The sequence below is a fragment of the Streptomyces kunmingensis genome, assembly GCF_039533535.1.
Classification (GTDB): Bacteria; Actinomycetota; Actinomycetes; order Streptomycetales; family Streptomycetaceae; genus Streptomyces; species Streptomyces kunmingensis.
The window spans coordinates 143226-154957 of sequence record NZ_BAAATS010000019.1 but is presented as its reverse complement, the minus strand read 5'-3'; the positions used below and the strand labels follow the sequence as shown (position 1 = coordinate 154957).

10 protein-coding genes are annotated in these 11732 nt (G+C 70.2%); 2 read left to right on the top strand and 8 right to left on the bottom strand.

Features of this window, described 5'->3' with window-relative positions; genetic code table 11:
• Window positions 1-138 precede the first annotated feature (138 nt).
• Window positions 139-1695: a signal recognition particle protein gene (gene ffh / locus ABD366_RS25045; protein WP_324767415.1), complete on the top strand. Its 1557-nt coding sequence runs from the start codon at window positions 139-141 to the stop codon at window positions 1693-1695.
• Window positions 1696-1797: 102 nt separating this feature from the next.
• Here the strand turns inward: ffh and ABD366_RS25040 are convergent, their stop codons facing one another.
• The 8 genes from ABD366_RS25040 to yhfZ all read right to left on the bottom strand — a co-directional run bounded on the left by ABD366_RS25040 (window position 1798) and on the right by yhfZ (window position 9674).
• Window positions 1798-3033 carry a phosphopentomutase gene (locus tag ABD366_RS25040; protein ID WP_324767414.1) on the bottom strand — a complete coding sequence of 412 codons (1236 nt, stop codon included), beginning with the start codon at window positions 3031-3033 and terminating at the stop codon, window positions 1798-1800.
• Window positions 3030-4196: an alanine racemase gene (locus ABD366_RS25035; RefSeq protein WP_324767413.1), complete on the bottom strand. Its 1167-nt coding sequence runs from the start codon at window positions 4194-4196 to the stop codon at window positions 3030-3032. Before ABD366_RS25035 ends, ABD366_RS25040 begins: the two co-directional genes overlap by 4 nt.
• A gap of 6 nt (window positions 4197-4202) precedes the next feature.
• Window positions 4203-5339: an aminotransferase class V-fold PLP-dependent enzyme gene (locus ABD366_RS25030; protein WP_324767412.1), complete on the bottom strand. Its 1137-nt coding sequence runs from the start codon at window positions 5337-5339 to the stop codon at window positions 4203-4205.
• Between the two features lie 2 nt (window positions 5340-5341).
• Complete coding sequence (locus ABD366_RS25025; RefSeq protein ID WP_324767411.1) at window positions 5342-6289, bottom strand: phosphotriesterase family protein; 948 nt, start codon at window positions 6287-6289, stop codon at window positions 5342-5344.
• 209 nt (window positions 6290-6498) lie between these two features.
• On the bottom strand, window positions 6499-7845 hold the full coding sequence (locus tag ABD366_RS25020) for a YhfT family protein (RefSeq protein ID WP_324767410.1): 1347 nt from the start codon (window positions 7843-7845) through the stop codon (window positions 6499-6501).
• 17 nt (window positions 7846-7862) lie between these two features.
• Window positions 7863-8219, bottom strand: a complete 357-nt coding sequence (locus ABD366_RS25015; RefSeq protein WP_324767409.1) for a DUF2620 domain-containing protein — start codon at window positions 8217-8219, stop codon at window positions 7863-7865.
• A gap of 44 nt (window positions 8220-8263) precedes the next feature.
• Complete coding sequence (locus ABD366_RS25010) at window positions 8264-8638, bottom strand: PRD domain-containing protein (protein ID WP_324767408.1); 375 nt, start codon at window positions 8636-8638, stop codon at window positions 8264-8266.
• Between the two features lie 91 nt (window positions 8639-8729).
• A complete protein-coding gene (gene yhfZ / locus ABD366_RS25005; RefSeq protein ID WP_324767407.1) occupies window positions 8730-9674 on the bottom strand; it encodes a GntR family transcriptional regulator YhfZ in 945 nt (314 codons plus the stop codon).
• A gap of 116 nt (window positions 9675-9790) precedes the next feature.
• Between yhfZ and ftsH the strand changes: the two genes are divergently transcribed.
• A complete protein-coding gene (gene ftsH / locus ABD366_RS25000) occupies window positions 9791-11728 on the top strand; it encodes an ATP-dependent zinc metalloprotease FtsH (protein WP_324767406.1) in 1938 nt (645 codons plus the stop codon).
• Window positions 11729-11732 lie beyond the last annotated feature (4 nt).

Below are 11732 nucleotides of genomic sequence, written 5' to 3'. Positions count from 1 at the left end.
GCCGAGGGCGCGTGCCGCACTCGGCCGGTCCTTCGGATTCCCGCGTCCCTGACGGGGCGCAGACCCAATCCGTCGCGACCGATACCCTGGAAGGCGACCTGTCCGTAGAGCCACCCGACCCGAGGATTCGCGACCGCCGTGTTCGACACTCTTTCCGATCGCCTCGCAGCGACATTCAAGAATCTCCGCGGCAAGGGTCGCCTCAGCGAGGCGGACATCGACGCCACGGCGCGCGAGATCCGGATCGCCCTGCTGGAAGCCGACGTCGCCCTGCCCGTCGTCCGCGCCTTCATCAAGCAGGTGAAGGAACGCGCGGCCGGCGCCGAGGTCTCCCAGGCGCTGAACCCCGCCCAGCAGGTCATCAAGATCGTCAACGAGGAGCTCATCGGCATCCTCGGTGGCGAGACCCGCCGCCTGCGCTTCGCCAAGACCGCGCCGACCGTGATCATGCTCGCGGGTCTGCAGGGTGCCGGTAAGACGACCCTCGCGGGCAAGCTCGGCCACTGGCTCAAGTCCCAGGGCCACTCGCCGCTGCTCGTCGCCTGCGACCTGCAGCGCCCGAACGCCGTGAACCAGCTCAGCGTCGTCGCCGAGCGCGCCGGCGTCGGCATCTACGCCCCCGAGCCGGGCAACGGGGTGGGCGACCCGGTCAAGGTCGCCAAGGACTCCATCGAGTACGCGAAGTCCAAGGTCTTCGACGTCGTCATCGTCGACACCGCCGGCCGCCTGGGCATCGACCAGGAGCTGATGCGGCAGGCCGCGGACATCCGTGACGCGGTCTCGCCGGACGAGGTCCTGTTCGTCGTCGACGCGATGATCGGTCAGGACGCGGTCAACACCGCCGAGGCGTTCCGTGACGGCGTCGGCTTCGACGGTGTCGTGCTGTCGAAGCTCGACGGTGACGCGCGTGGTGGTGCGGCGCTGTCGATCGCGCACGTCACCGGCCGCCAGATCATGTTCGCCTCGAACGGCGAGAAGCTGGACGACTTCGACGCGTTCCACCCGGACCGGATGGCGTCCCGCATCCTCGGCATGGGCGACATGCTCACGCTGATCGAGAAGGCCGAGCAGACCTTCTCGCAGCAAGAGGCCGAGAAGATGGCCTCGAAGCTGGCCTCCAAGAAGGGCCAGGACTTCACGCTCGACGACTTCCTGGCGCAGATGGAGCAGGTCAGGAAGATGGGCTCCATCTCCAAGCTGCTCGGCATGCTGCCGGGGATGGCCCAGATGAAGGACCAGATCGCCAACCTCGACGAGCGCGATGTCGACCGCACCGCCGCCATCATCAAGTCGATGACCCCGGCCGAGCGCGCCGACGCCGCCATCATCAACGGCTCGCGCCGCGCCCGTATCGCCAAGGGTTCCGGTGTGGACGTCAGTGCGGTCAAGAACCTGGTCGAGCGGTTCTTCGAGGCCCGCAAGATGATGTCGCGCATGGCCCAGGGCGGCGGCATGCCGGGGATGCCCGGCATGCCTGGCACGGGTGGCGGTCCCGGCCGGCAGAAGAAGCAGGCGAAGAAGGCCAAGGGCAAGCAGCGCTCCGGCAACCCGATGAAGCGCAAGCAGCAGGAGCAGGAGGAGGCCGCCCGGCGTGCGGCCGCCGCCGAGGCGGGCGGCGCGCTCGGCCTGCCCGGCGCCGGACCGGCCGACAAGGACTTCGAACTGCCCGACGAGTTCAAGAAGTTCATGGGCTGACGTCATGGGTAGGTGACCTTTCCGTACACGGAGGGGAGAGGGGCGCTCGCTGGTGCGGGCGCCCCTCACTCCTGTACGGAGATGACTTTCTGTCCTGGGGTGTCAGGCGGCCCGCGTGGCGGCCTCGCGTATCTCCGCGCCGTTGGCCAGGCCGGCCGGGTCGAGGCCGAGCGCCGCCGCGGCCGTGGCGCCCACGTCGGCCAGGCTCGGGGCGTCCGGCAGCAGCTCGGGGCCCGGCGCCTCGGGGCGGTGGATCAGCACCGGGACGTACTCGCGGGTGTGGAAGGCGTGGCCGATCGTCGGGTCGTTGCCGTGGTCGCCCGTGACGATCAGCCGGTCGCCGGGCTCGGACAGCAGGGCCAGCAGCGCCGCGAGGCCCGCGTCGACCTGCTCCAGGATCCGTCCGTAGCGCTCGACGTCCTGCTGGTGCCCGGCGAGGTCGCTCTCCTGCACGTTCGCCACGATCAGCGCGTCCCCGTCGGCCCGCGCGGCCTCCAGCGCCTGCGCGAGAACCTCGGCTGTGTCGACCGCGGGGCGCCGCACCGCCGCCTCGCAGGCCAGGATGTCCGCCGCCTTGCCGACGAGCGTCACCGGGATGCCGGCGCGCGCTGCCAGGTCCGGCAGCTGCCGGGTGTGGTCCAACTCCGCGCCCAGGTGCTGCACTTGCAGTCCACCGTTGCGGTAGAAGCCGGTCGCCGGGGTGTCCAGGCCGACCGTGCCACCGTCGCCCGCGCGTACGAACGTGTCCAGGGGGCCGTCCGCCCGGCCGCCGACCGCGATGACCCGGGCGACCGGAGCGATGGCCCGTACCGTGCGGGCGATCGACAGAATGCCCGGGAAGTCGATGTCGTCGAGCCGGCCCGACGCGTTCCAGTTGATCCCCGGGTCCGCCTCCAGGTTGTCGTGCACGAGGACGGTGCCGTCGACGAGCAGCAGGGGCTTGCCGTCGAGCAGTTCGGCCTTGTGACCCGCGTCCGCGAGGGCGTGCGTCACCTCGTCCAGGTGCTCGGCGAGCCGCGCCACCGTCACCCGGCTGAAGTCCGCGCCCATCATCGTCTGGTGCCCGGCGAACGTGTCCGCCCCCGGGTAGCCGAGCGCGGCCCGCCCCGCCGCCACCGGCAGACGGGTGCGTCGGGCCAGGTCGGGGTGCGGGTGCACCAGGCCGAGGCCGAGCGCGCCGAGCGCGGGCAGCCGCAGCGCTCTGCCGAAGGCCTCCCGGCACCGGTCGAGCACATGCCCGCAGGTGTCGGCGGCCAGGTCACCGGGGCGCAGGGCCCCCGCGTCCGGCATGGCGCCGACGCCGAACCCGTCCACCACCACGATCACGGTCTTGCTCATGAGGCGGCCTTCCCTTGTGCGTCGTACAGCCCGACCAGGCGAGGCGCCCCGGCCGAGAGGCCGGAGACCACCGCGACCGTCGAGCGCGTCACGAAGATCTGCGTGCGGAACGCGAGCAGCGCGGTGTCACCCGGCCGGACGTCCGCGACGGCCTCGGGGGCGTCCAGCAGCCGGTAGTAGTCGATGTTCTCCGGCGGAGCATCCTGCACCGGCAACCGCAGGCCGGTGCGGGGCAGCAGCGCCGACTTGATGTGGGAACGCGCGTAGAAACCGCCGCCGAAGACCGCGGGCCGACCGTCGGCCAGGGTGTGCGCGACCTCCGTGACGTACACGTAGGCGGGCTTCTCGGGCTGGCTGAGGTCCCGCGCGTGCAGCGGGGTGGTGCCGGTGAGGGAGTGGCCGGGCTCGCCGTGTGTGGCCCCGAGTTCGGCGAGCAGGGGCAGCGTCGCCATGGACGTGGCGCTGGGGGCGCTGAGCTTGAGGTCCTCGTGCCCGCGTGCGGCCAGTATCTGGCGGGCCTTGAGGGCGAGTTCGAAGTTCGGGGTGGGCGCCGGCAGGCCTGTCGCCGGGTCGCAGAGCACGCACGGGAAGGCGGTGACGCCCGCGATCCGTACCCCGGGCAGTCGCTCCACGGCCGCCGCGAACTCCTCGACCCCGGTGAGCGGGACGCCGCCCTCCTGCCCGGGGTACACCGACCCCGGCGCTCCTTCGAGGCGGATCAAGAGGTCCTGCACCCGGCCGAGTTCGCCTGCGGCCTCGGACACCGCCCGCGCGTTCGCCAGGTCGTAGACGGTCACCGTCTCGGGGCGCCACGCCAGCATCTCCGGCAGCGCCCGGTGCGGGATCTGGACCAGATGCCCGAGGTTGCCCGCCTGTGCGCCGGCGGCGTGCAGGGTGCGGGCCTCGGGCGGATCGATGGCGGCGTACTTCGGGATGTGCCGCGCGATGGCCTTGATCAACTCGGGGTTGCGGCCGAGCTGCTTGACGACGAACCAGAGGCTCAGGCCGAGCCGTTCGGCCTCCGCGGCGAGCAGCGCCGCGTTCTCCTCGATGGCGTCGAGGTCCATCACGTAGGTGTCCGGCGGGATCGCACCACGCCGGTGGAGATCGGCCGCCGCGTCGATCAGCGCGGGGTTGCGGGCGAGCAGACTGTCGAGGAACACGGTCGGTCAGTCCTTGCTGAGTTCGTGGAGCGAGCGGCGCAGGATGGAGACCACCAGGTCGGCGCCCGCGCGCATCGGATTGATCCGGACCGTCCAGTCGGCGAGCTCCGGGGCGTCGTCGAGGGCGGAGCTGGACATGCGGTAGAAGAGCGGCGCGATCTCGTACCGGGAGTTCGAGCCCACCGGGTAGGGAGCCGCCCCGAACCCCGCCGCCACGGCGGGCAGCTCGCGCGCGACGGGCCGGTCGAGCCGGACCAGCAGGCAGCGGTCCTGCGCGTTGGCGATCCGTACTTCGGCGACGCCCGGCACCTCTCCGGCCGCGAGGCGCTCGGCCACCTCCGCGCCGACCCTCGACTGCAACGCCCACATCACCGGCACGTGCGTGAGCGCGCGCAGCGCGTCGAGCGCCTGGTGGCCCTGGACCTGGCCGCCTCCCGAGTAGTTGTCCGCGCGGACGTGCTCGACGAGATCGCGGGTGCCGACCACGACGCCCACCCCCTCAGGGCCGTGCAGCTTGAACAGGGAGAAACAGGAGGCGTCGGCGCCCAGCTCGACCCCCGAGGCGGGGACGCGCATCACCGCGTAGTTGTCGTCGACGATGCTGCGCACCCCGGCGGTCCGGCAGGCGGCCAGCACTTCACCCGGGTCGTACGAGTCGCCGAGCCGCTGGCGTGTGTGCTGCACGTAGGCCCAGCGGAACCGGCCGGAGGTGAGGGCGGCGCGCAGCGCCTCGCTGTCGTTGAAGTCGACCTCGTGCGTCTGTACGCCGAGGCCGCGCAGGGTGACTTCGGTGGTGCGGTAGACGGGGGCGCGATGGATGAGCAGCGGATCGCCCGCGCTCACCGCCGCGCTCAGTGCGGCCCGGATGGCACCCGTGCCCGCGCCCTGGACGAGGGCGGCGTCCTCGGCGCCGAAGAACTCGGCGAGTACGGCCTCCACCTGGGCGGTGGTCCGCGGTCGGCCGAGGCCGGGCACCACACCCGCGTCCGCGGCGAACAGCTCGGCGCCCTGGAAGTGCGCGGCCGTGCACTCCAGGAGCCGGAACTGCCGGGCCGCGGCCTCCTCGACGGGAACGGTGGCGAGCGGGTAGGTCGTCGGCAAGGAAGGCGGGGGCGCGGGAGACGTCGTCGGAAGCGGTGGCATGGTCAGATCTCCTCCGTGCTCGCGCCGGTCAGGAAGCGCAGGGGGTTGCGCCGTGTCATCAGGTCGATCAGGTCGTCGTCGACCCCGGCGGCCCGAAGGCGCGGCAGGAACGACCGGAACAGGTGTCCGTAGCCCTGACCGCCCTCCGACACCAGATATCCGTGCCGGGAGATGTCGCAGCTGAGCAGGGCCCGGTCGGCGTGGCCCGCCTCGAGGAGGGCGAGCAGGAGCCGCAGCCGGGTGTCATCGCTCTGGTAGCTCTCCTTGCCGACCGTGTCGAACGCGACGTACGCGCCTCTTCCCGCCAGCTCCTTGTGCACCGCCGGATCGTCCAGGAGGTCCTGGTGTCCGATGGAGACGCGGTGCGCGGGAAGCCCTTCCGCGGTGAGCAGCTCCAGCTGTGCGAGGCCGCCGCGTCCGAGCTGGGCGTGGGTGGCGACGGACAGGCTTGTGGCGACGGCGGCCCGGGCGGCGGCCCGCAGCGAACGGGTCTCGGGTGCGCTGGGCACGTCGCCGTGGCTGCCGACCTCGCCGAGGACACCGGGCCGGATGCCGTCGGCGTCGAAACCGCCCTCGATCTCGCGCACGAGGCTTCCCGCGAGCTCCTCCACGCTCATCGAGGCCAACTCCGGCGTATGGAAGGGCTCGTAGTACCAGCCGGTGGCAGCGACGACCGCGACCCCTGCCTCACGCGCCACGGCGGCGAGTGCGCGTGGGTCACGCCCCATCCCGCGGCAGGTCAGATCGATGACGAGGGAGAGGTCGAACTTCTCGCGCAGGTCGGCGAGTTCGGCGGTGACCGCCGGGCCGTGCCGTTCCGCGTCGAGGACGGCGCCGCCGTCGCCCTTGAGGTCCAGGTCGAGGACGAGGTGCTCATGGGCGAGGACGGGGCCGCGGACGGCCTCGTAGGAAAGGGGGCCCGTGACGGTGTGAAGGGTGCTCGTGTGCATGGTGGGGGTGTTCCTTTCCGCGTGCTGACCCCGGCGGGCCGGGTGGTGCTGTCGGCCTCGGTCGTCGGCCGCTCACCTCCTCAACGGTTCGCGTTCCGCAAAAGTTCCACGGAGAGTGACGAAAGATGGGAAGAGTTTCACAGAGCGTGAAAACTCGGGGAGCTTGGTGGATCGAGCGGCGGAGCGACGCCGCGTCGGTGGCACCCCGCTCACGCCTTGAGCGGGGTGAACAGGTCGAGCCAGTACAGGACGTTGAGCGCGATGCCGCCGACGATCACGGCCGCGGGCGCCGCCGCCATCCGTACCACCGGCCGGCCCATCGCCTCGTTCAGCAGGTACAACCCGCCCACGATGAGGATGCCGAGCCCCGCTCCCATCGCGTTCGCCGCCATCAACGAACCGAACAGGATCGCCAGTTGCAGCGTGTCGGAGATCGCGCTGCGCAGGTGCTCCGACGAATCACGCACACTCGGCAGCTTGCCGAGGAACTTGCCGATGTACGACAGGGCGAGCACCTCGGCCGCGAAGACGAGGGCGCCGACGACGGCCGCGAGGAACGGGTTCGGCATCAGGTAGCCGATGGGGTAGACGAGCGTGAAGCCCGCGATGCCGTAGGCGCCGGAGGCCAGGGCCGTGGTCGCGATCAGCGGGATGAAGCCGAAGACGCGGTAGAAGTCGACCTGAGCGGCCTCTCCGTACTGCCCCTTGGCGATCAGGAAGCTGGTCGCCTCGCCACCGCCGAATATGTGCATCTGAGCCAGGACGCAGACACCCGCGCCGAGCACCATGAACAGCGGCAGGTACCGGCGCAGCCGGGCCGCGCTCGCACTGAACAGGGAGGCCATCGGGTCGTCGGCGAGGGCGATCTCCTCGACCTCGTTCGCCCGGTCCGCCTTGCGCTGCTTGAGGTCCTTGGCGACCGCGAGGGCGATCAGCAGGAGGACGCCGACGGCCATGGCGATGGCGCCCGCGAAAACCTTGGGCCACAGCTTCATGGTCATGACGACCAGGGCCAGTTCGGCGACGCCCGCGATCCCGCCCCACTTGCGCCCGAACTGCTTGGTGATCGCGAGCACCGGGAACAGCGTGAACAGGAACAGGATCGGCGTCGACATCTGCTGCATCGCGGTCAGGAAGTCGACGGGCAGGTCGTGCGCGAGATTGTTGGCGCCGTTCAGACCGAAGACGACGACCGCGCCCCAGGCCCCGCCCAGGATCGGCGCGAGCCACTTCTTGGGCGCCAGGATGCCCAGGATGTCGGTGGGCAGGAACACCAGCCACGGGTTGAGGACCCCTGTGGACAGGGCCATCGGCGCGCCCAGGCCGAAGATGAACCCGGCGGACAGGCCGAAGGAGACCGCCGTGGTGGCGCTGCGGGTGGACCGCCCCTGGATGAAGTCGAGCATGAAGGGGCGTACGCCGTCGTTGAAGACGGCCAGGGCCATGTGCGAGGTGAACGCGGTCAGCGCGCACAGGGCGATCACGGTGAGCTGCTGCGCGAGCGTGAAGTCGAGGTTCGCGCCGGCGGCGATGACGGTACCCGTCGAGGTGTTCATGGCGGTGCCCTACGCGGTTACGAGCGGGCCGCGATCGCCCGGGCGATCAGCGGTGCGATCCGGTCGATCTGGTCCATGGAGAAGCCGAACACCTTCTTGCCGTCCGCCAGCAGGGCGTTGACCTCGTCCTCGGTCGGCACGCCGCGCCCGAAGGTGTGACAGGCGGGCTGCCCCATCAGGCCGACGAGTACGCCGAGGGAGGCTCCGGCGCCGGTGTGACAGGTGCCCAGGAAGTAGTCGGCCTGCCCGGCGCGCAGCTTCATCGCCGCGTCCATGTCGCTGGAGAGGGTGACCTCGACGCCGTCGAGCCCCAGCTCCTTGACCGTGTTCGCCACTTCGACCTTGCCGACGCCGCCGGTGAGGATCTTCGTCATGACTGGTTCCTTCTTTCGTAGGACCCGGTGGGACCTGGTTGGGCTCAGTGGGACGGCTGCTGCGCCAGAACGGCGAGGTGCATGGCCAGGAAGTTGATCTCCGACTCGGGCAGGGTCGCTCCGAGTTCCGTGCGCGCCCGGGCGGAGACGCGCCGGGCACGCTCCACGGCCTCGGGGTGGTCCGCCAGTTCGGCGGCGACCTGCTCGTCCGTGAGGAACTCCGTGATCGGGGCACCGCCGATGAGCCGGGTGAGCGCCATCATCAGATGGCTGGTGAGCATCCCGGCGCTCTCCTCCGTGACGGTGCGGCCCTCGTTCTCCAGGGCCGTCAGTTCAGCGGTGACGAAGTCGGCGACCTCCGGTGCGACCTGGCCGCCCTCGCGGAACAGTCGGATGCGGAGGGCTAGTTGGTCGTCCATGGGACCTCCTCAGCGAGACAGTAACCGGGATTTTGGATTTTGAGCCGGGACGAAAGTCCTCAAGTTCGGGACTCGCCCTGACCGACTCGCGTCAGTACGAAGGGATGCGCTCGCCTCGCAGCACCTCGGACTGAAGCTGCGCCACCTGGGACAGGTCGAGGGCGTCCCGCACTGCGGACAGCGCCTTCGCGCCCTCGGTCCTGCCGATGATCGCCGCACTGGAGTTGCGCAGCGCCAGATCGCGGGTGACCTCGTCACCCAGAGGCAGTACGTCCACCTCCATGCCGAGCCGCCCCTGCACCTCGTCGAGGTTCCAGACGGTGGCATCGGCCTGCTTCTGTGCGAACAGGTCGCGCAGCTGCATGTACGACGATTCGACCCACTGGATGTCGTCGCGTCCCGCGAAGGCCCGCTCCGCCAGCATCCGCTGGTCCTCCGAGGCGTGGTCGACAGCGACCCGCAGACCGGGAGCGTCCAGTGAGACGCCCTCGCGCACCAGGAATCCGTGCGCGCCTACATAGGTGGCCGGTCCCAGGTCGGCGACGAGCGCCAACTGGTCCTTGTGCTGCTCGACCAGTCCGTCGGCCGCGAAGCGCGACAGGACCACCAGGTCGACCTTGCCTTCAAGAAGAGCGGCGGTACGGTCGCCGGCACCTCGCATGAAGGTGATGGCAAAAGGCGTACCGGCTTCTTCGAAGGCGGCGCGCAGGCCTGTGGCCAGTCCTTCGTAGCGGCGCGAGTAGGGGAGTGGCATCGCGGCCAGCAAGGTGCCGAGTCCGGAGAGGCGCCACAGTATGGCGCGATCCGAGCGGACCAGGAAGGTGCCCAGATGGCCCCGGGCCGCCGTCGCGATACCGCCCGACTCCTCAAGGAGGCGCAGTGCCGCCTGCACGGTGCCGTTCCCGCAGCCCAGTTCCTGGGCGAAGTCCTTCACACGCGGCAGCCGCGTGTCCCGCTCGTGGCCCATGAGCAGGACCGCGAGCTGTCGGGCCGCGAGCCCGTTGCGCGTCAGGAAGCGATCGTCGAAACCGTTCACAACTCAGACAGTAACCAGGATTCTGGATACTGGCAAGGGTCCGTGATCTGTGCGGTCATGGGCCCAAGGCTTCTGAGTGGCTATAAGGGTTTTGATTGGCTCCAAGGAGAACAGGCGTGGCTGACCCCGTACCCCCGCGCGACCGGACCGATCAGCCCTGGCGCTCCGAGGGAGCACCGCCGCCGCCCCCGCAGACACCCAAGCGGAAGATGCCCGGCGGCTGGGGCGGGCTCATCCTCACGGCCCTGGTCGTCTACCTCGTCGCCAATCTGATCCTGTCGTTCTTCAACCAGGGCGACGAGCCGACGATCTCGTACACCGAGTTCAGCAAGCAGGTCGCCGACGACAACGTCACCAAGATCTACGCCAAGGGTGACGCGATCCAGGGACAGCTCAAGAAGGAGCAGCCCACCCCGGACGACAGCGACAGCGGCGGCAAGAAATACACGAAGTTCACGACACAGCGGCCGTCGTTCGCCGACGACGACCTCTGGGCGAACCTGGAGAAGCACGATGTGACCGTGACGGCCGAACCGGTTGTCCAGGAGCGCAGCTTCCTCTCCAACCTGCTCATCTCGCTCGCCCCGATGCTGCTCCTCGTCTTCCTGTGGATCTTCATCGCGCGGCGCATGAGCCAGGGCATGGGCGGCGCCGGCGGCATGCTCGGCCGCAAACAGCCGCCCAAACCGGTCGAGCTGGAACCCGGCAAGAAACGCACCACCTTCGAGGACGTCGCCGGTATCGACGAGGTCGAGGGCGAGCTCAACGACGTCGTCGACTTCCTCATGAACCCCGAGGCCTACCGCAAGATGGGCGCCAAGATGCCGCGTGGCGTCCTTCTCGCGGGCCCGCCCGGCACCGGAAAAACGCTGCTCGCGCGCGCGGTGGCGGGTGAGGCTGGCGTGCCGTTCTTCTCGGCCTCCGCCTCCGAGTTCATCGAGATGATCGTCGGCGTCGGCGCCTCGCGCGTCCGGGAACTCTTCGCCGAGGCCCGCAAGGTCGCCCCGTCGATCATCTTCATCGACGAGATCGACACCATCGGCCGCGCCCGGGGCGGCGGCAGCGGCATGGGCGGCCACGACGAGCGCGAGCAGACCCTGAACCAGATCCTCACCGAGATGGACGGGTTCACCGGCTCCGAGGGCGTCATCGTCATCGCCGCCACCAACCGCGCCGACGTCCTCGACCCCGCTCTCACCCGGCCGGGCCGCTTCGACCGCGTCGTCAACGTCTCGCCGCCCGATCGCGGCGGCCGTGAGGCCATCCTCAAGATCCACTCCCGTGAGATCCCGCTCGCCTCCGACGTGGACCTCTCCCAGGTCGCGCGCACGACACCGGGCATGACCGGCGCCGATCTCGCCAACCTCACCAACGAAGCCGCTCTCCTCGCCGTCAAGCGCAAGCAGGAGCAGGTCACCCAGACCGACCTCTCCGAAGCGCTGGAGAAGGTCCAGCTCGGCGCCGAACGGCCCCTGGTGATGCCGGACGAGGAGCGCCGCCGCACGGCGTACCACGAGAGCGGGCACGCCCTTCTGGGCATGCTCAGGCCCGGCGCCGACCCGGTCCGCAAGATCACCATCGTGCCGCGCGGCAGGGCGCTGGGCGTGACGCTGTCCACCCCGGACGCCGACAGATACGCGTACACGGAGGAGTACCTTCGTGGCCGCATCATCGGAGCCCTCGGAGGCATGGCGGCCGAACAGGTCGTCTACGGGGTCATCACGACGGGTGCCGAGAACGACCTCGAACAGGTCACCAACATCGCCCGCGGCATGGTCGCCCGCTGGGGCATGAGCGAGAAGGTCGGCCGCCTATCGGCCCTCCCGAACGACGCCCAGCAGGCCTACGGGCTCGCCGCCGCCCCCGACACCCTCGACACGATCGACGGCGAGATGCGCCGCATCGTGGACGAGTGCTACCAGGAGGCATGTGACAAACTCCGAGAGAACCGCGACAAGCTGGACGCGCTCGCCGCCGCACTGCTGGAGAACGAGACCCTCGAAGAAGCACACGCCTACCGGGTCGCAGGCATCACCCGCCTCGCCAAGGACTGAACGC

Excerpts from the sequence above, each read along its gene's own strand:
- ABD366_RS25040 (WP_324767414.1), bottom strand. The coding sequence starts at position 3,033 with ATGAGCAAGACCGTGATCGTGGTGGTGGACGGGTTCGGCGTCGGCGCC.
- ABD366_RS25030 (WP_324767412.1), bottom strand. The coding sequence starts at position 5,339 with ATGCCACCGCTTCCGACGACGTCTCCCGCGCCCCCGCCTTCCTTGCCG.
- ABD366_RS25025 (WP_324767411.1), bottom strand. The coding sequence starts at position 6,289 with ATGCACACGAGCACCCTTCACACCGTCACGGGCCCCCTTTCCTACGAG.
- ABD366_RS25015 (WP_324767409.1), bottom strand. The coding sequence starts at position 8,219 with ATGACGAAGATCCTCACCGGCGGCGTCGGCAAGGTCGAAGTGGCGAAC.
- ABD366_RS25020 (WP_324767410.1), bottom strand. The coding sequence starts at position 7,845 with ATGAACACCTCGACGGGTACCGTCATCGCCGCCGGCGCGAACCTCGAC.
- ABD366_RS25010 (WP_324767408.1), bottom strand. The coding sequence starts at position 8,638 with ATGGACGACCAACTAGCCCTCCGCATCCGACTGTTCCGCGAGGGCGGC.